This window comes from Ruegeria sp., assembly GCF_965243365.1.
Lineage (GTDB): Bacteria > Pseudomonadota > Alphaproteobacteria > Rhodobacterales > Rhodobacteraceae > Ruegeria.
On sequence record NZ_CBDEUW010000001.1, the window covers coordinates 55256 to 73798 of the forward strand.

Annotated in this window: 18 protein-coding genes; 6 read left to right on the top strand and 12 right to left on the bottom strand. The window is 56.5% G+C overall.

Annotation, left to right across the window (positions count from 1 at the left end; all coding sequences use genetic code 11):
* Positions 1-41 precede the first annotated feature (41 nt).
* The 6 genes from ACP0GE_RS00300 to ACP0GE_RS00325 all read left to right on the top strand — a co-directional run bounded on the left by ACP0GE_RS00300 (position 42) and on the right by ACP0GE_RS00325 (position 6636).
* The gene (locus ACP0GE_RS00300) at positions 42-1127 is read left to right on the top strand and encodes a TRAP transporter substrate-binding protein (protein WP_424830016.1); all 1086 of its coding nucleotides are present in this window, start codon (positions 42-44) and stop codon (positions 1125-1127) included.
* 72 nt (positions 1128-1199) lie between these two features.
* The gene (locus ACP0GE_RS00305; protein ID WP_424830017.1) at positions 1200-1691 is read left to right on the top strand and encodes a TRAP transporter small permease subunit; all 492 of its coding nucleotides are present in this window, start codon (positions 1200-1202) and stop codon (positions 1689-1691) included.
* Positions 1688-3232 carry a TRAP transporter large permease gene (locus ACP0GE_RS00310; protein ID WP_424830018.1) on the top strand — a complete coding sequence of 515 codons (1545 nt, stop codon included), beginning with the start codon at positions 1688-1690 and terminating at the stop codon, positions 3230-3232. The genes ACP0GE_RS00305 and ACP0GE_RS00310 overlap by 4 nt, the downstream gene beginning before the upstream one ends.
* A gap of 558 nt (positions 3233-3790) precedes the next feature.
* The gene (locus ACP0GE_RS00315; RefSeq protein WP_424830019.1) at positions 3791-4660 is read left to right on the top strand and encodes an ABC transporter permease; all 870 of its coding nucleotides are present in this window, start codon (positions 3791-3793) and stop codon (positions 4658-4660) included.
* Positions 4661-4725: 65 nt separating this feature from the next.
* Positions 4726-5772, top strand: a complete 1047-nt coding sequence (locus ACP0GE_RS00320; RefSeq protein WP_424830020.1) for an ABC transporter substrate-binding protein — start codon at positions 4726-4728, stop codon at positions 5770-5772.
* Between the two features lie 60 nt (positions 5773-5832).
* The gene (locus tag ACP0GE_RS00325) at positions 5833-6636 is read left to right on the top strand and encodes an ABC transporter ATP-binding protein (RefSeq protein WP_424830021.1); all 804 of its coding nucleotides are present in this window, start codon (positions 5833-5835) and stop codon (positions 6634-6636) included.
* An 18-nt stretch (positions 6637-6654) separates the two neighbouring features.
* Here the strand turns inward: ACP0GE_RS00325 and ACP0GE_RS00330 are convergent, their stop codons facing one another.
* The 12 genes from ACP0GE_RS00330 to ACP0GE_RS00385 form a co-directional block, all read right to left on the bottom strand.
* Positions 6655-7185 carry an Lrp/AsnC family transcriptional regulator gene (locus tag ACP0GE_RS00330; RefSeq protein ID WP_424830022.1) on the bottom strand — a complete coding sequence of 177 codons (531 nt, stop codon included), beginning with the start codon at positions 7183-7185 and terminating at the stop codon, positions 6655-6657.
* 214 nt (positions 7186-7399) lie between these two features.
* Entirely contained in the window at positions 7400-8416 is a 1017-nt protein-coding gene (locus ACP0GE_RS00335; protein WP_424830023.1) for an alpha/beta fold hydrolase, read from the bottom strand.
* A 60-nt stretch (positions 8417-8476) separates the two neighbouring features.
* Entirely contained in the window at positions 8477-9919 is a 1443-nt protein-coding gene (locus ACP0GE_RS00340; protein ID WP_424830024.1) for a glutamine synthetase family protein, read from the bottom strand.
* A gap of 153 nt (positions 9920-10072) precedes the next feature.
* Positions 10073-10477 carry a cupin domain-containing protein gene (locus tag ACP0GE_RS00345; RefSeq protein WP_424830025.1) on the bottom strand — a complete coding sequence of 135 codons (405 nt, stop codon included), beginning with the start codon at positions 10475-10477 and terminating at the stop codon, positions 10073-10075.
* Between the two features lie 3 nt (positions 10478-10480).
* Positions 10481-10918: a lactoylglutathione lyase gene (gene gloA, locus ACP0GE_RS00350; RefSeq protein ID WP_424830026.1), complete on the bottom strand. Its 438-nt coding sequence runs from the start codon at positions 10916-10918 to the stop codon at positions 10481-10483.
* A 15-nt stretch (positions 10919-10933) separates the two neighbouring features.
* Positions 10934-12043 (bottom strand): aromatic ring-hydroxylating oxygenase subunit alpha, encoded by a 1110-nt coding sequence (locus ACP0GE_RS00355; protein WP_424830027.1) that lies wholly within the window; start codon positions 12041-12043, stop codon positions 10934-10936.
* A gap of 260 nt (positions 12044-12303) precedes the next feature.
* A complete protein-coding gene (locus ACP0GE_RS00360) occupies positions 12304-13167 on the bottom strand; it encodes a nitronate monooxygenase (protein WP_424830028.1) in 864 nt (287 codons plus the stop codon).
* Positions 13168-13286: 119 nt separating this feature from the next.
* On the bottom strand, positions 13287-14615 hold the full coding sequence (gene glnT / locus ACP0GE_RS00365; RefSeq protein WP_424830029.1) for a type III glutamate--ammonia ligase: 1329 nt from the start codon (positions 14613-14615) through the stop codon (positions 13287-13289).
* A 79-nt stretch (positions 14616-14694) separates the two neighbouring features.
* On the bottom strand, positions 14695-16032 hold the full coding sequence (locus tag ACP0GE_RS00370) for an FMN-binding glutamate synthase family protein (protein WP_424830030.1): 1338 nt from the start codon (positions 16030-16032) through the stop codon (positions 14695-14697).
* A 10-nt stretch (positions 16033-16042) separates the two neighbouring features.
* Positions 16043-16726: a protein GlxC gene (locus ACP0GE_RS00375; protein WP_424830031.1), complete on the bottom strand. Its 684-nt coding sequence runs from the start codon at positions 16724-16726 to the stop codon at positions 16043-16045.
* Between the two features lies 1 nt (position 16727).
* Complete coding sequence (locus ACP0GE_RS00380) at positions 16728-17624, bottom strand: class II glutamine amidotransferase (protein ID WP_424830032.1); 897 nt, start codon at positions 17622-17624, stop codon at positions 16728-16730.
* Positions 17625-17799: 175 nt separating this feature from the next.
* The gene (locus tag ACP0GE_RS00385; protein ID WP_424830033.1) at positions 17800-18450 is read right to left on the bottom strand and encodes a helix-turn-helix domain-containing protein; all 651 of its coding nucleotides are present in this window, start codon (positions 18448-18450) and stop codon (positions 17800-17802) included.
* Positions 18451-18543: the final 93 nt, after the last annotated feature.

Genomic DNA, 18543 nt, shown 5'->3' on the forward strand with positions numbered 1-18543 from the left:
GGGTTGTACATATAATTCATTGCATACAAGGAGGATGTCGCATGGAACGCAGACAGTTTATCAAGACAGGTCTTGTTGGGGCCGGCGCAGCTGCTTTGGCAGCGCCTGCGATTGCACAAGATATCAGGCAGTGGAAAATGGTCACATCCTGGCCCAAGAACCTGCCAGGGCCGGGTGTGAACGCCCAGAAAATGGCCGACATGATCACCACGATCTCGGGCGGCAGGCTGGAAGTCAAACTGTATGCGGCCGGTGAGCTTGTGCCCGGAAACGGTGTTTTTGACGCTGTTTCGGAAGGCACGGCTGAAATGTACCACTCCGTACCTGCTTACTGGGGTTCCAAATCCAAAGGTATCCTGCTGTTTGGTTCTCAGCCTTTCGGCCTTCGCGCAGATGAGCAAATTGGCTGGCTGAAACATGGCGGCGGTCAGGAGCTCTATGACGAAATGTATGCACGCTTTGGCCTGAAGTCATTCCTGTGCGAAAACACCGGACCGCAGTGGGGTGGTTGGTTCCGCGAGGAAATCAACTCGCTGGATGACCTGAAAGGCATGAAATTCCGCACAACCGGCTTGTCGTCAGAAATGCACTCGAAAATCGGCATGGCCGTTCAGGCCATGGGCGGCGGCGCCATGTTCCAAGCACTGCAATCCGGCACGATCGATGCAGGTGAATTCATCGGACCCTGGACAGACAGCGCGCTGGGTTACCAGCAAGTTGCCAAGCACTACTACTGGCCCGGTGTGGGCGAACCTTCCTCAGCCGCGGAAGTGTCCATCAACCTGTCGGAATGGGAAGGCCTGCCGGATGACCTGAAAGAGGTTATCAAGCTGGCAAGCGACAGTGTTTATATCACATCGCTGACTGAGTATCAGACGAACCACGCCAAGGCACTTGAAACGCTTGTGGCCGAGCATGGCGTTCAGGTTCACAAGATGCCAGATGATGTCGTCGCAGCGATGGGCGAGGCTGCAAAAGAAGTCATCGGAGAACTGCAAGAGTCGGACGATGAACTTGTACGCCGCACAGCGGAAAGCTTTGTCGCCTATCGTGACTCCATCGGCCAATACATGGTTTACGCAGACGCAGGCGAGCTAAACGCCCGTGCTGCGGTCATGGGTTACTGAAAAAACGCTTGTGGGGGCAGCCAATTTTGGCTGCCCCGTGCTACTCTTGTGTGAAACAGCGCTGGCGACATCATGAAGTTCCTGGATGAAATAAACGAGCAGATGGGCCGGTTTGTCCGCTGGCTTGTTCTGGCAATGGTCCTGTTGCAGTTTGCCATTGTCGTTTTACGCTACGTATTCAGCTTCAGTTCGATCGCCCTGACAGAGCTGGTGCTTTATTTTCACGCCACACTCATCATGTTATCCGCCGGATACGCGCTGCTGCATGACAAACACGTCCGGGTCGACATATTTTACTCCGGTCTTTCAGAGCGCGCCAAAACGATCATCGACATCTGCGGCCACCTTTTCTTCGTTCTACCCTCCATGACCGTATTGCTGGTTATGTCCTGGCCCAGCGTTCGAAATTCCTGGTCGATCCTGGAAGGTCCAATCTCTGTTGGCGGGATACCGGCTTCTTTCTACCTGAAATCCCTCATCACCGCATTCAGCGTTCTCATCATCATCCAATCGGTGTCGATCCTGATTGGTAAGTTTCGGGCTGGCGGAGCATTCAGCAAATGATCACTCTGGATCTGATCATGTTCGCGGCGTTGATCGCTGCAATCCTGTCGGGTTTCCCGGTCGCATTCAGTATTGCGGGAATTGCCGTAATTTTCGGCACCATTGGCAGCATGACGGGTGTAATGGATTTTGGGCTGTTTGGCGCATTGGGGCAAAGGTTTTTCTCCACCATCACCAATGAGGTCCTGATCGCCATTCCTCTGTTCGTCTTCATGGGGGCAGTTCTGGAGAAAAGCGAGATCGCTGCCGATCTTCTTGAAACGATGGGCCGGCAATTCCGCAGTTTGCGGGGCGGGTTGGGCGTTTCAGTCATTCTTGTCGGGGCGCTTCTGGCGGCCTCAACAGGCATTGTCGGGGCTACTGTGACGGCGATGGGCCTGATCGCGCTGCCGACGATGCTGAAGAACGGCTATGATCCCAAACTGGCTGCGGGGATCGTTTGTACCGCTGGCACATTGGGGCAAATCATTCCCCCGTCCACGATGTTGATCATCCTTTCGGACGTTATGTCCAACGCCTTTCAGCAGGCACAGTATGCGCAGGGCAAATTTTCGATCGAGACGATCTCGGTCGGCCAAATCTTTGCGGCAGCCTTGGTTCCCGGCCTCCTGTTGGTCAGCATCTACATCGTCTATGTGTTGGGTTACGCTTTTTTGAATCCAAAGGTCGCGCCCGGCTTGGCGGTCGATGAAAAGCCGAGCTTTTCAGTGGTTTTCGGCGCGTTGGTGCCGCCGGTGCTGCTAATCCTTGCCGTTCTGGGTTCGATTCTGGGCGGTATCGCAACCCCGACCGAGGCTGCCTCGGTCGGAGCTGTTGGCGCAATACTGTTGACCGCCTGGAAGTTGAAAGCAAACAGGTTGCTGGTCATCGGCTCGGTTTTGTCCCTGGGGGTACTGGCTGTCGCTGCTGGTGTTTACCCAGTGCGTTTGCAACGTAGTGATATCGGAATAGGCGATTGGGTGCTTGCGGGCGTCTACTTGCTGATGGCCGCGATCATCTTTTATGGGCTTTTTGCAGGGCTAACCAAGTCACTTAAAACCGGAATGCTGGTGCCGGCCGTTACATCCAGTCTTACGGTCACCACAATGATCTTCGCCACCATTCTGGCGGCAAGTATGTTCTCGCTTGTTTTTGTCGGTTTGGGTGGTGACGAGACTATGGCGGCAATCCTCGAGCAGATGCCCGGAGGACCGACCGGAGCGCTGATATTTTGCATGGTGCTGATCTTCATCCTTGGGTTTTTCATCGATTTCGTTGAGATCACTGTAATCGTGTTGCCCGTGACCGTGCCGATCCTGATCGCGATGGGTCATGATCCAATCTGGCTGGCCATTCTGATTGCGATCAACCTGCAAACGTCCTTTCTTACCCCGCCCTTTGGCTTCTCGCTGTTCTATCTTCGCGGTGCTGCACCAAAGGAAATCACAACAGCGCATATCTACGGCGGTGTTGCTCCGTTCATTCTTCTGCAGATCATCGCTGTCGCGCTCATCTGGATATTCCCCGCGCTGACGACCTGGTTGCCGAGAGCCCTGTTTTAAGGGCTTGCCCAGTTTGGCCAATTAGGGACGTGCCAGCTCAACCAGAATAAGTGAGCACGGGCGCCGTACTAAACACGCCGGTCACACATCATTCTCTGATGGGGTTTGGGTCAAAAACGGCCGGCTCAACCATGTGCGATAAAGGTAAACGACACCATCCTGGTCAACCTGTGTTGCCCTCGGCTGTTGAAATGGGTGTCGCATTGGATTCTGCCGGTTCCTGGATCGTCGTAAAAGGATGTGATTGCGGCCGCGCTCAGGCGTTTTATCGATCGCCCGTACGTCAGCCTTCAAGATAGGTTTCAAGCCACTGATTTGCTCTCTCCATGTCAAAACTAGTCGAGCGCAGCAGCTAAAGCAGTGTTCCCTAAACTCCTGAATTTGACATTACTGATTCAAGCTCAATTTTCCTGTTATTTTATCCCTTTGCCTTAGGTATCGTAACAAAAATTACGAATTTCGATGTTTTTTGTTCATTATTCTGATTTTTCGTCATATCCTTTCTCCGTAATCCGCAGATTTGGCAACTTTGCGCGACAGAAAAATGGGGAAGACAGAGTGAGCGAACTGGTCAGCAAGTCAGCACGTCCAAGCCACAAAACGAAAACAGAGGCCTCTGCCGCACGCCCCGGTCGCCGCAGAAAGATATTCGAGTTCAAAAAAGACATCCCGGCCAGCTGGTCAATCGGACTGGGTATATTGGTTTGGCTGTTGTTTTTCGGCCTGTGGGAGATGGCCGTTTGGCTGAAATGGACCAACCCAATTCTTCTTCCGGGCCCAGGCAAGGTGCTGTCGGCACTTTATACGCTGTTTGTCGAAAACAACTTTGCCAATGACGTCCTGGTCAGCGTCTGGCGCGTTGTCCTAAGCTTTGCGTTGGCATGCGCCGTTGCGATTCCGCTGGGTATTCTGATGGGTACCTTTCGCGTGGTTGAGGCCTTTTTCAACCCGTTTGTCTCGGCCTGGCGTTATCTGCCAGCCCCGTCTTTCATTCCACTATTGCTGATGTGGTTTGGTGCCGGAGACATGCAAAAGCTGTCCCTGCTGTTCATCGGGGTTGTCTGGTTTCTGATCACGCTGATCATGGACCACGTCAAGGCGGTTCCGTCGGACCTGATCCGAACGGCCATGACGTTGGGAGGATCACGGATTCAGGTCCTACGCACAGTGGTCGTGCCTGCATCTCTGCCGAATATCATGATCGCAATGCGCCAAATGCTGGCGGTCAGCTGGACCTATCTGGTCATCGCCGAAATCACTGCCGCCGATGCCGGTATCGGGGCGATGATGATGCGCGCCAAACGGTTCCTGCATGTCGATGAGATCATGGCCGGAATTCTGGTGATCGGCGTTCTGGGCCTGCTGTTCGACTTCCTGCTCAGACAGCTTTACCAGATCGCGTTCCCCTATCTTGAGGAGAAAACTTAACGCCAAAAAAGCCCGAAGCGCGGAAGACGCAGGGGCCGCACACCCAACAGGAGAAGGAGATAACAATGAAATTCACCAAGCTACGCTGTGCAGCCGCAGGGGCGGTCATGGCCCTGGCGCCGACGCTGGCACAGGCGGCAGAGGATGTGAAGATATCCGGCTTTACCTGGCCCGGCTACGGGTTCTGGTACATTGCCATCGAAAAGGGTTTGGCGCCCGATCTGAACATCGACTACCAGGCGATTGAAGACCCCTATGAAAGCTTCAATCTGGTTGCCGCCGATCAGATGGACGTGGTCAGTTCGACTGTTGAGTTCACCCCTGTTGGCATCGAAAGCGGCCTGCCGATCAAGCTGGTGGCCTTTGGCAACCTGTCCTATGGCACCGACAAGATCGTGGCCGCGCCGGGCATCAACACCGCCGAAGATCTGGTCGGGCAAGAGGTCGCCGTACTGGAAGGTGGCCTGTCCCAAATATTCGTTGCGATGTGGCTGGAGCAAAATGGCGTCGCGTTTGACTCGGTAACCTATCGCAACATTATCGCCGATGATGCGTTCGCGGCAATGATTGGCGGTTCGGTTGCTGCATCTGAGTTTTGGGAACCTTATGGCGCCAATACGCTGAAGGCTCTGGAAGGCTCCAGCGTTCTGGCCCAATCACGCGAGCCCTATTGGCTGCAGAAAGGCGTTATCGCCGACGGTCTCTACATGAGCGACAAATTCGTGACCGAGCGCCGGGATACCGCCAAGATGACACTGCAGGCGCTTTATGATGCGATTGCGTGGTGGCAGGAAAACCCGACCGAAGGGAACCAGATCATCGCCGACGGCATGAAGATGAGTGTGGCAGATGTTGAACTGGTTCTGGGTAAGGACGGCAGCCGCACGGACGGAGGTCTTTACGTCTATGACTTCATGGAGGCCGCGCAATTTTGCGGAGCCGCACCCGGGAATCCTCCGTTCGACCAGTCCAATGGACAGATGGCCGATCATTGGAATCTGGTCAGCGAATGGTGGGTCAAATTCAACCTGATCGAAAAGATCAACCCGCCGGAAACCGGCATTGAATGCGATCTGCACCGCGAGCTTTACGAAGCTGGATATCGCGGCTGAACACTCGAATACCCGGGCGGCAAAAGCCGCCCGATTACACTTGCACTACAGAGATTTGACATGCCGTTAGACGATACAATCCTGACCGCGCAGAATGTCTGCAAGACTTTTGGCGGCAAACACCAAACCGTCGAAGCTCTGCGAGATATTACATTCTCGGTCGAGAAAAACGAACTCTGCGTCCTGCTGGGCCCCTCGGGATGCGGCAAGTCCACCTTGCTCAATATCGTGGCAGGCCTGGAAGAGCCGACAAGTGGCATGGTCCATCTGGACGGGCACGAGGTGTTAGGTCCCGCTCGCGAGCGGGGCATGGTCTTCCAAAGCTATACGTCCTTTCCCTGGTTGACCGTCATTCAAAACGTCGAATACGGCATGAAGCTGAATGGCGTTCCCAAGGAGGAGCGGCGTGCGCGGGCCGAGAAATTTCTGGATCTGGTACATCTGTCACGGTTCAGGGATGCCTACCCCAAAACCTTGTCAGGCGGGATGAAGCAACGGGTGGCCATTGCCCGAACACTAGCAAACCAGCCCGAAATCCTGCTGATGGACGAACCTTTTGGCGCCTTGGATGCCGAGACGCGCTGGCATATGCAGGAGATGCTGCTGGAGATTGTCGAGACAACCCACACGACCATACTGCTCGTCACCCACGACATTCAGGAGGCCATCTTTCTGGCGGACAAGATCGTATTCCTATCTGCCAATCCTGGCCGGCTGAAAACCATTCTGGACCTGGACTTCAAAAAAGGTATCGATCTGCACAGCAAGGAAGAACTGATCGCCCTGCCCGGTTATCTGGAATGCGAACGGGAAATTACTGCGCTGATGCGCTCGGAAGCTGGCCAAAACCGGGACGAAATGTAGCCTCACCCCCTTGGGGATTTAAGTTTTGGACCGCTGCTCCCAGTTGCGCTTGAGCAGGAACTGATTTTTGAAGTTCTTGAGGCCCAGCATCACCTCGGCGTCGACTATGTCTTCTACGCCGTGGATATGCTCCTCAAGAAAGGTCGCCAGATCGTCCGGTTCATCGCAAACCAGCTCGACCATCAGATCAAACCGTCCTGTGACCCAGAGGATATAGACAACACTGGGCACCGCACCCAGTCTTTCAGCGACAATGTGCGGGGTCGTACCTGGTGCAACTTTCAGGCAAACCATCGCATCCGCCTTGTATTCGGCTGCTGTGGGATCGGCGATCGCAACAATCCGCAGCAAACCGGCATCTTTCATGGCGTTGACGCGGTTGCGCACCGTACCTTCGGACACACCAAGCTTCTGTGCAATCTCGGAGAATGGCATCCGACCGTCCAGTTCGAGCATTTGAACAATTTCGCTGTTCAAACGCTCTTCAACCGAATGTGTGCCCCGTTGACGGGAAGGTTTTTCCGCTTCTGACTTTCGCGATAAGTTCAAGGCACTTCCTCTTTTTTAGCGTCAGGCATACGCGACCAGATCATAGGCGGTAAGTCGTGAAAATATCAAACCGATTTCCCGATACCTGCGGCCTTCCGTTAGTCTGAACCCCTCCGGACCTTCGCAGAACCAGGATATTGCCCCGCTCACTATTCTGACCCCCTCCCAGTCAGCCGTTTTGGTCATGTTAGCCCGTTAGGCAGGCATACACGACTTACTCCTGCAAAAGCTCACGAATTCCATCATCCAGCGCGGCGGTGAACCCCGGATCGTTGCCCGGATTGGCCGCGCAGTGGCCCCAGGCGGAGTCATACGGGCGGAACTCGGCATTCGGCATATGCCGCGCTTCGATTTCATTGTCTTCCGGTGGGAAATACAGATCCTGCGTGCAGGGCATCAGGATCGCCCGGGCCTTGATCGCGCCGAGTGCGGCCTTGAAATCGCCTTTGTAGAGCGGCCCGGCCGAGATATCGCCGGCCTGCCATGTTGCCAGTTTGGCCAGCAGATTGTTGGCGTCCCAACCATCGACGTGGTCGACCTCCCAATCCACCAGCAGAGCTTCGATGGTTTCAAAACCAAGCTGTTTGTACAGAGCCTCGCGGTAGAAGGTCTGCGAGAAGGCCCACCCCGCGTAGACCCGTCCAAACGCTTTCAGACCAGCCACCGGTGGGCTGTCGTAATCACCACCATTCCAGGTTTGATCCGCGCAGAGCGCAGCTTTGACGCCTTCAAGGAACACGAAGTTATGGGGCGAGGTCTTGGCCGAAGCGCAAAACGGCAGGATTGCCTGCACCATATCGGGATACTGTGCGGCCCACTGATAAGACTGGCAGCCAGCCATCGACCAACCTGCTACCAAAGCAATCTGTTCGATCCCCAGATGGTCATGGACCAGACGATGCTGGGCCGCGATGTTGTCCCACATCTGTACCAGCGGAAAACGCGGCCCATCCTGCGGCGCAGGCGTATTCGACGGCGACGAGGATCGCCCGTTGCCGAACAGGTTCGGACTGACAATGAAATGCCGGGCCGGATCGATTGCCCGCCCCGGACCAAAGAACCCTTCGTTGCGAGAGTTTGTGCCCGTGTAGAAGGTGGGCAGGACAATCACATTGTCTCGCTCGGGCGACAGGGTGCCGTAGGTCTGATAGGCAAGCTTGGCATCTTTAAAAACCTCGCCTGACAACAACTGAAAATCGCCCAGTTCGAGTATCTGAAAGTCTTGCGTCATCGTTTGCCCGCTGTTCAAAGAAGTTCGGCCCCGACACATGCCGGGGCCGTATGATTTTGATTAGTATAGCCGCAGATATTCCTGGACTTCCCAATCTGTCACCGACTGGTGGTATCGTTCCCACTCGTCGTTTTTGTATTCGAGGTAGGATTTGCGCATCACCGGGCCCATGACGTGTTCGGCCATGTCGTCCTGGCGCAGCGCCTCAATGGCGTTGAACAGAGTGCGCGGCAGGCGGCGGATGCCCAGCTCGGCCAGTTCGGCGTCGGTTTTCGAATACAGGTCAAAGTCGGTCGGCTTGCCGGGATCGATCTTGTGTTTGATCCCATGCAGCGCACTACTCAGATGCATCGCCATCGCCAGATAGACGTTCATCGTCATGTCGCAGGCGCGGTTTTCGATACAGTGACGGCTCTGCGGCAGGCGGAACTGGGCCGAGCGGTTGTTGAACCCGTAAGTAATATTGGTCGGCGCCCAGGTCACGGTGCCGCCTTCGAACCCGCCAACACGCGGGACCAGACCGTTATACGAGTTCACGGTCGGGCAGGTGATCGCCGTGATCGCCTCGGCATGCTGCATCAGGCCACCAACGGCCCACCGGCTTTCATCCGACCAGTCGCTGCCATCTTCGGTTTCAAAGATGTTCTGACCCGGACGGCTTTCATGCTGCATCGACATGTTGATATGCGCGCCTGACCGCCAGTCACCCACTGTGGGTTTCGGCATGAAGGTCACGAACATGCCGTGCTTCTTGGCCACCTCTTTCAGCACGATGCGCAAAAACGCCAGACGGTCAGACATTTCCAGCATGTTGGTATAATGGAAATCCAGCTCGAACTGGGAATAAGCCCCTTCGGCCACCACATCATGCAGGTTCCAGCCCAGACCTTCGATGATGTCGATCATGTCCTTCAGGAAGGGCATCGAGTCGATCGAGTATTCCACATCATAACCAAAGGCCTGACGGCGGGGGCTGATCGCCTTGCCCAGATCGTCGTCGAAGGCTTTCACGGGCTGCCCGTCTTCGTCGTATTTCATGACGATGAATTCGGGCTCGACCCCGGCGTATCCGGTGTATCCTTCGTCTGCGGCTTCTTTCATGGCGCGTTTCAGCGCCTGACGCGGGCAGACATTGTAAGGTGCATCCTCCCAATAGAGATCCGAGAAGATGATCGCCATCGACGTGTCCCACGGGCAGATATAGACCGCGTCCAGATCCGGCACCACGACCTGATCGCTATCAGCCGGGCTGAGTTCCGGCACGAACGAGATCGAGTGAACAGCAAATTGCGGACCTTTGCCCAGGCACAACGGTTCGAAATCGCTCATCGGGACGGGTTTGGTCTTTGGGATGCCATGCAGGTCGATCCAGGCAGCCATCACATATTTAACGCCTGCATCCTCCAGTCGCTTTTGAACGGCAGGAATTTTCGGGCGGTTCCGGTCAACCGCTTCCTGAAAAGTCTCGTAGTAGATCTTACCGGTCGCATTGTCTTTAGGCACGTGGCGTCCTCCTGTCAGGGTGCCGTCGGTCTCTGGCGTCAAAGCCGGACGGTCTGGAATATATCAGCGCTTTCTGCGCCGCTTGGGGGGAAGGCAGGCACTCCACAGCAGGGAGAGCACAATGAGAGCCTGCCTTCAGACCGCAGCAGGCTATCAGCCCGCTACAAAATCATCCGGATCAATGCCGGGAACCTTTGTAATCCCGGCCAATTGCTTCCAGTTATGCGGGTAGGCAGCGTAGAAGATCACGCAGCGATCATCCGCCTCATACGAGATGTGGTTGTCCTTGGGGATGTAGAGCACATCACCGCGGTTGCAGATGTAGCTTTCACCGTCACAAACCAGGCGAAACGTACCTTCAAGAACATAGATGATCTCATCACAAGTCAGATCCCACGGCACCTTGATGTTCTTCAGAACATTGATGCCGCCGCACATGGTCTTGGAAAACTCACTGGTGACCATCGGCTTGATGTAGGTGTCACTGTCCTTGTCGCCGATCTGGTTATAACGATCTTCGACAAGATCCCATTTCATCAATTGTGGCTTTTCACCCATGGATCAGGATCCTTCTTTAGCCAGGTGTTTCAGAATGGACTCGTTCAGCTCGACCTTGTAGCCGTCCGGGTCTTCGCAGAAGGCAATCACGCGGGTGCCGTTTTTCATTGGCCCCGGCGGGCGGGTGATATTCACACCTGCCGCCGCCAGTTCCTCGCAAGCCTTGTAGACATCGGGGGTTTCGATGCAGATGTGCCCCCAGCCATTGCCCTTGTCATAGTGTTCTTCCTGACCCCAGTTGGCGGTCAATTCCAATGTCGGGTGTTCCGCCTCGGGGCCATACCCGATGAAGGTGTTGGTGAATTTGCCCTCGGGGTAATCAGTGCGGCGCAGAACCTGCATCCCCAGAATTCCACAGTAGAATTCCAGTGATTTCTCCATGTCCTTCACCCGCATCATTGTGTGGGCAAGGCGGAAGCCGCTGCTAATGCTGTCGGTCACGTTGGTCTCCTCAATTCAGTGTTTCTCGGTGGTGGTCACATCCCGTGCCACCATCTCCTGGAACGCACGCACACTGTCTTCCCAAGCCGGGGATAACACGCCGCCTGCTTCGGAAATGGTCGAAGCCCGACCCAGCTGCAGCCGTTCCGTCATTTCGTGATCTTCCTTGTGCACATCCCACCAGAGCTTTTTCAGCCCCTCAACTTCTTCGGGCGTCAGGGATTGGCCTTCGGTGGTGTAAAGCGCCCGTTTCTGCATCATCGTGCCGGGGCCCGTGGGGATGTTCAGATAAACCCCCAGCTGGTCGGGAAAATACCGCCCCAGAATGAAGTTCGGATATAGCGTCAGATAGCGCGAGCTGACACCCAGACTGCAGGACGTTCCGATCTCTTCCTCCAGATCAACCGCACTGCCCAGACAATTGCCGTCAATGATCGTATAGTGATCCTCTAACGGCTGATCCGTGGTCGAGGAATGCACGAACTGCACGTGATACGGCTCGATGAAGTTCTCCATGATGAACTTCCAGTTGCAGGCCACCTCGCCGAAATCCAGGGTTCCGATACAGTTGAGCTTGCCCCAGTCCATTCCATCCAACCGCGACTGGATCGAGGCGGAGTACGCGTCGAAATCGGGGGCTTGCCCGTCGAGGTTCACAAAGATCCAGTCATTCCAGATATGGCTGCGCACGGGGACAAGGCTGTTTTGCGCCTTGTCAAATCCATCCGCCTGATGATCATTGGCGCCCCCGAAATGAGGGGCCGCACGCAGTTGACCGTCCAGATCATAGGCCCATGCGTGATAGGGGCAACGAATGAGCTTACCCACGTTTTTGGGTGCATCCACCAAAGTCAGGCAGCGGTGGCGGCAAATGTTGTGGAATGCCTTAATTTCACCGGCAGTGTTGCGCACCAAAAGCAGGGGATGTTCGGCCACTGTAACCGGCACGGCATCTCCGGCGGCCTGCAGCTCATGCGCGAAACCAACGCAAACCCAATTGCGCGTGAAAACCGACGCGCATTCGGCACGCCAGAATTCGGCATCCTTGTAAGCCGCGGCAGGCAGGCCGCGCCGAGGAGTGGTTTCTTCGTAGAAAGACTCAAGCAACGAATCGATTGGCTTCATCGTTCAAGTTCCAGACTTAGGGTTTCAAGGTCCACACCGCAGCCTTGCTATCGATGTGCATCGCATTTTCTGAGCCATAGTGAACTGCGAAAATCGCACCTTGTCCATCAATTTCTGCGGATTCATTACAAAATTTATAGCTTACCAGCATTTCACGATTGTTCTGGCACGCCATTCCTGATGGTTTCGCATTTCCACGAAACCTATTTTCGCGAAGCCGCAGGCAGTCCTTCAACAGGCTGCGATTCCTGCAACGTCCGCTACGGCACCACTTTGCGTTGCGCATGAACCATCAGCCGGCTGGCTTTCTGCGTAATGACACGCAGGATATCGTCAACTGATGGCATATCCCGGATCAGGCCAATCCCCTCTCCCGCGGGGATCGCCTCCGATGAGATGTGCAAGGCGCGGGCCTCGACGGAATCGGACCAATCCGCGCCTGACATTTTCGTCACTTCAGTGTCGTCACCTGTCGCCTGCAAAACTGCGTCGGCATATTGCGCTGATCCCTGTCCCTCGCGGCTGGCCCAAAGCCTTGTACCCATGACAACACCATCTGCGCCCATCACAATACAGGCAGCCAGACCACGGGAATCTGCGATACCACCGGCCGCAAGCAACAGGGTGTCGTGGGCTTCACGGTGCAGAAAATCCGCGACCTCCGGCAGCAAGGTCAGCGTCGAACGCGACCCTGAGATACCGGCCGACGCGCGCCCCTGCGCCACAATAACACTGGCTCCGGCTTCGACAGCCCGGGCTGTGCTTTGTAAACCCTGCACCTGACAAATCAACGGAATCTTCGCATCTGCGATACGGTCTGCGAAAGGGCGAGGATCACCGTGGCTTAGAAAAATTGCACGTGGACGTTTTGCCAGCACCTGACACAACAGTTCCGGCGTTTGCGCCAAACGCCAGGTGACAAACCCACAGCCGACTGCTTCATTTCCAGCTGCCCGGAACTGGGCATCTATCCACTCCGCATCACACACTCCGGCACCAATTATTCCCAAAGCGCCCGCTGTCGCCACAGCAGCAGCCAGCCGCCCGTCAGCCTGCCCGTGCATCGGGGCAAGAACGACGGGGCACGTCAAACCGAAAAGACGAGTCAATCGGGTGTCAATCACACTCCACCTCTTGGATTTTGTGTGACTTAAACACAGACGCCGGAGCGTAACGAACACTCCGGCGACATGAATGGTCTGGTCGCGGCATTTCAGCAAAAAACCGCGGCGACTGCGTGGAACTAGATGTCCAGAGTGTGCTCTTTCTCCCAGCGTGAGAAATGGCTGACGAAAGAGTCCCATTCCTGGCGCTTCATCTTCAGGTAAGCGGCCGAGAATTCTTCGCCCATGGCCGCCTTGAGGCCTGCGTCTTTATCATATTCCCGCAGCGCATCCAGCATGTTCAGCGGCAGCTTCGGTGCATCGGTGATCGTGTGGCCCTCGGCATACATGTCAATGTCATAGCGGCGGCCCGGGTCGGCCTTTGACCGGATACCCGAAAGGCCCGCGGCGATGATCACCGACTGAAGCAGATAGGGGTTCACCGCACCGTCCGGCAGGCGCAATTCGAACCGGCCCGGCCCGGGAACACGCACCATGTGCGTACGGTTGTTGCCGGTCCATGTGACGGTGTTCGGCGCCCAGGTCGCACCCGACATGGTGCGCGGAGCATTGATGCGCTTGTACGAGTTCACCGTTGGGTTGGTGATTGCCGCCAGCGCACTGGCGTGTTTCATGATCCCGCCAAGGAAGTGCTTGCCTTTTTCGCCCAGGCCGACCTCTCCGGTCGGGCCATCGCCTTTACCTGCGAACACGTTGGTCTTGGCATCTGCGCCGGGTGCATCCCAGACCGAAATATGAGCGTGACAGCCATTACCTGTCAGCCCCTCGATCGGTTTGGGCATGAATGTCGCGCGGAAGCCGTGCTTTTCCGCGACGGATTTCGTCATGAACTTGAAGAATGAGTGCTTGTCCGCAGTCTTCAACGCGTCGTCAAATTCCCAGTTCATCTCGAACTGGCCATTGGCGTCCTCGTGGTCGTTCTGGTACGGACCCCAGCCCAGCTCCAGCATGTAGTCACAGATTTCGCGGACCACATCATAGCGGCGCATGACGGCCTGCTGGTCATAGCAGGGCTTTGCCGCCGTGTCGTAAGGGTCGCTGATCTGCTCTCCATCCGGAGTCAGCAGGAAAAATTCCGCCTCGATCCCGGTTTTGACATGCATCCCGTCAGAGGCGGCCTCGTCAATCAGGCGGCGCAGTACGTTGCGCGGGGCCTGTGCCACATCCTGGCCTTCCATCACGCAGTTGCCGGCGACCCATGCGACCTCGGGCTTCCAGGGAAGTTGGATCACCGAAGACGGATCCGGTACTGCCAGCATGTCGGGGTGCGCAGGAGTCATATCGAGCCATGTGGCAAATCCCGCAAAGCCCGCGCCATCCTCTTGCATATCGGCGATGGCCTGTGCGGGGACCAGCTTGGCCCGCTGTCCACCGAACAGATCGGTGAACGAAATCATGAAGTATTTAACGCCTTTTTCCTTGGCGAAAGCTGCCAGATCTGTCGTCATGGTCGGCTTCCCTTTCCCTGTTGATGCGGTTCAATATATGAACGGCGCCGCCCATAGGGCAGCGCCTTTTTTAATCGGATCAGAACCCGGCCTTGCCCGGGTACCAGTCGGTGCCTGCCAGCGGAACCCGCGCCATTGCGGCGGCCTCCATCGTCAGGGCGCACAGATCTTCGGGTTCCAGATTATGCAGGTGGTTGTGGCCACAGGCCCGCGCGATGGTCTGCGCCTCAAGCGTCATAACCTTCAGATAGTTGCGCAGGCGGCGCCCGGCCTCGATCGGGTCAAGACGCGCGGCCAGTTCGGGATCCTGAGTGGTGATCCCCGCCGGATCCAATCCTTCGTGCCAGTCGTCATATGCACCGGTTGTGGTGCCCAGCTTTTGATATTCGGCCTCCCATTTCGGGTCGTTGTCGCCCAGTGCGATCAAAGCCGCGGTACCGATGGCCACCGCGTCCGCACCCAGCGCCATCGCCTTAGCCACATCGGCCCCGGTACGGATACCGCCCGAGATCACCAGTTGCACTTCGCGATGCACGCCCAAATCCTGCAGCGCCTGAACAGCGGGGCGGATGCACGACAAGGTCGGTAGGCCGACATGTTCGATGAACACATCCTGCGTGGCAGCTGTACCGCCCTGCATCCCGTCCATCACCACAACATCAGCCCCCGCCTTCACCGCCAGCGCGGTGTCGTAGTAGGGCCGTGTTGCGCCGACCTTGACGTAGATCGGCACCTGCCAATCGGTGATTTCCCGCAGTTCGAGGATCTTGATTTCCAGATCGTCCGGGCCGGTCCAGTCCGGGTGACGGCAGGCCGAACGTTGGTCGATACCCTTGGGCAGAGTACGCATTTCAGCCACTCGGTCGCTGATCTTCTGACCCAGCAGCATGCCGCCGCCGCCGGGCTTCGCACCTTGACCTACAACAACCTCAATGGCGTCAGCCTTACGCAGATCGTCGGGGTTCATACCGTAACGCGAGGGCAAATACTGATAGACCAGCTTGGAGGAATGCCCACGCTCTTCAGGGGTCATGCCGCCGTCACCGGTGGTGGTTGACGTACCCGCCATGGAGGCACCCCGGCCCAAAGCCTCTTTCGCGGGACCCGAAAGCGCGCCAAAGCTCATGCCCGCAATGGTCACCGGAATGTCCAGCTGAATTGGCTTCTTGGCAAAGCGCGTCCCCAGCGTGACCGAAGTATCGCAACGCTCCCGATAGCCTTCCAACGGGTAGCGCGAAACCGACGCGCCCAGAAACAGCAGATCGTCGAAATGCGGCACCTTGCGTTTGGCACCACCACCACGGATGTCGTAGATGCCAGTCGCAGCCGCCCGGCGAATTTCCGCGTTGATCGGGTTGGTGAAGGTCGCCGACTGAATCGGCTCTGTGCGAGGGATGTGATTATCTGAATCTTTCATGGCCATTTCCCTAGTACGCCGCCGCGTTGTCGACGTCGAAATTGTAAAGCTGTCGGGCCGAGCCGTAGCGCTTGAACTCTTCCGGCTTGGCATCGCTGCCAGCCCGTTCCAGCAAGTCTTTCAAAATCTCGATATGCTCTGGCCGCATCTCTTTTTCGATGCAATCGGCACCGAGGCTTTTGACAGAGCCACGGACGAACAGGCGCGCTTCGTAAAGGGAATCCCCCAGCGCGTCTCCTGCGTCGCCGCAAACCACCAGATTGCCCGCTTGCGCCATGAAGGCTGACATGTGGCCGATATTGCCATGCACGACGATATCGATCCCTTTCATCGAGATCCCGCAGCGCGAGCTTGCATTGCCCTTGATCACAAGCAGTCCGCCATGCCCGGTCGCGCCAGCATACTGGCTGGCATCGCCGTCAACGACCACGGTGCCGGACATCATGTTCTCGGCCACGCCAGGGCCAACCGAGCCTTCGACCTTGACGGTTGCCTGCTGGTTCATGCCCGCGCAGTAGTAACCAGTCGAGCCTTTGACGGTGACCTCAATCGGCGCGTCCAGACCCACCGCAATGGCGTGACTGCCTTTGGGATTCTGCACCACCCAATTGGTCTGGTTGGTTTCATTACGTTGCGCCTGCAGGGCCGAATTCAACCCGCGCAGGCCATTTTCTGCGACATCATAAGTCTGCATCTTAGTGGCTCCAGAAATAGACGGTTGCGGGCTCGGGCTCCCAGACTTTGGCGTCTTCGATGCCCGGCAGGTTGACCAGCGCGCGATATTCGCTGCCGAAAGCCACGTACTGATCGGTCTCGGCCATCACCGCCGGTTTGCAGGCGATCGGGTCACGAACCACGCCGAACCCGTCCTTGGTGCCCACAACAAAGGTGAAGAACCCATCCAGATCTTCAAGGCTGCCTTCCAGCGCCTCACCCAGGGTGGCCCCGTTCTGCATCTTCCAGGTCAGATAGGCCGCACCAACCTCGGTGTCGTTCATCGATTCAACCCGCACACCTTCGCGCTTGAGCTTGCGGCGCAGGGAATTGTGGTTCGACAGCGAGCCATTATGGACCAGACACTGATCCGACCCGGTGTTAAACGGGTGTGCGCCTTCAGTGGTCACGGCGGATTCCGTTGCCATACGCGTATGGCCAATACCGTGGCTACCACCCATGGTCGATACGCTGAAACGTTCAGCCACATCCTTGGGCAATCCGACCTCTTTGTAGATTTCGATCGCCGCGCCGTCCGACATCACCCGCATCCCCGGGCGCAGTTCGCGCACAGTCTGCCGCGCCTGTTCCACCTTAGAGGCGTCCAGTTCCAACACCGCATGGGTGTCATTGGCACGCAAAGTGACCTTGGCCCCAACGGCGGCCCCCAAGTCTGCGGCGAGCGTGGCAAAATCCTGCTCGGGCTGGTCCGACTGTACTGTCAGTTTGGCCGCGTTGTCCGATTCCGCCCCGTAAATCGCAATCCCCGCACTATCCGGGCCGCGGTCAGTCATGGTGACCAGCATATCTGTCAGCATCGCCCCGAGTTCGGGCTCCAACGTTCTGTCTTTTAGAAACAGACCGACAATTCCACACATCAGCTTTTGCCCTCTGAAATTTCGTCGAGTCAGACGCTAGCAGGCCGTTTTTGAAAAGACAACTATAAGAAATAAATTTTCCTGATAGGAAAATCCAAAACCCTTAAAGCCGACAAAACCAAACCCGGCCGGTAAGCCCGCGGACCAGAGCTTCTTGGAATCAACAGCTTAGCGGTCAGCTGGTCTGAGGATACGAGATGATCGATAGATATTTGGCAGGCAGCTTCACCAGACCCTCGGGCCCGTGCGGAGCGTCGGCATCAAAGAAAAGTGTATCCCCCGGCCTCAGCGAATAGATCGAGTCGCCGTGGCGGTAGTCAACTTCCCCTTCCAGCATGTAGAGCATTTCGATGCCGTCATGCTGAAACGTTGGGAAGCGATCGGACTCCTCGGTCAGTGTGATCAGATAGGGTTCGACCACGACGCCGCTGGCATTTGCCCCGAGATGACCCAGAAGATTATATTGGTGACCGGCGCGTGTCCCGGCCCGCTCTGTCTCAACCCCCTGACCCGCTTTTGTGTGTACCGCGTTGCGGTTTTCCTCGTACCTGCGAAAGAATGAGGTGATCGGTGTGCTAAGCGCATTGGCCAGCAATTGCAGCGTCGTCAGTGAAGCCGAGGTCGCGCCGTTCTCGATCTTGGACAACATGCTGATGGACAATCCGGTCAGGACTGATAATTCGGCGATAGTGATGTCCTGCTGTAGACGCAAAGCCTTGATTTCGCGCCCAATGGCGGTTTCAAGGTCCTTTTCACCGCTGTCCCGAACCCTGTGCGGATCCTGTGACAGCGCCACCGTCTCATCTTTGTTTTCCGTCTGCGCCATCGGGTTCCTCTTGATCCGCATCACCGTCCCGGGCAACCATGGCACAGGTCAGGGGCGTTTGTGTAGTCAGCCCTGTCAGGAAAATTTATTTCA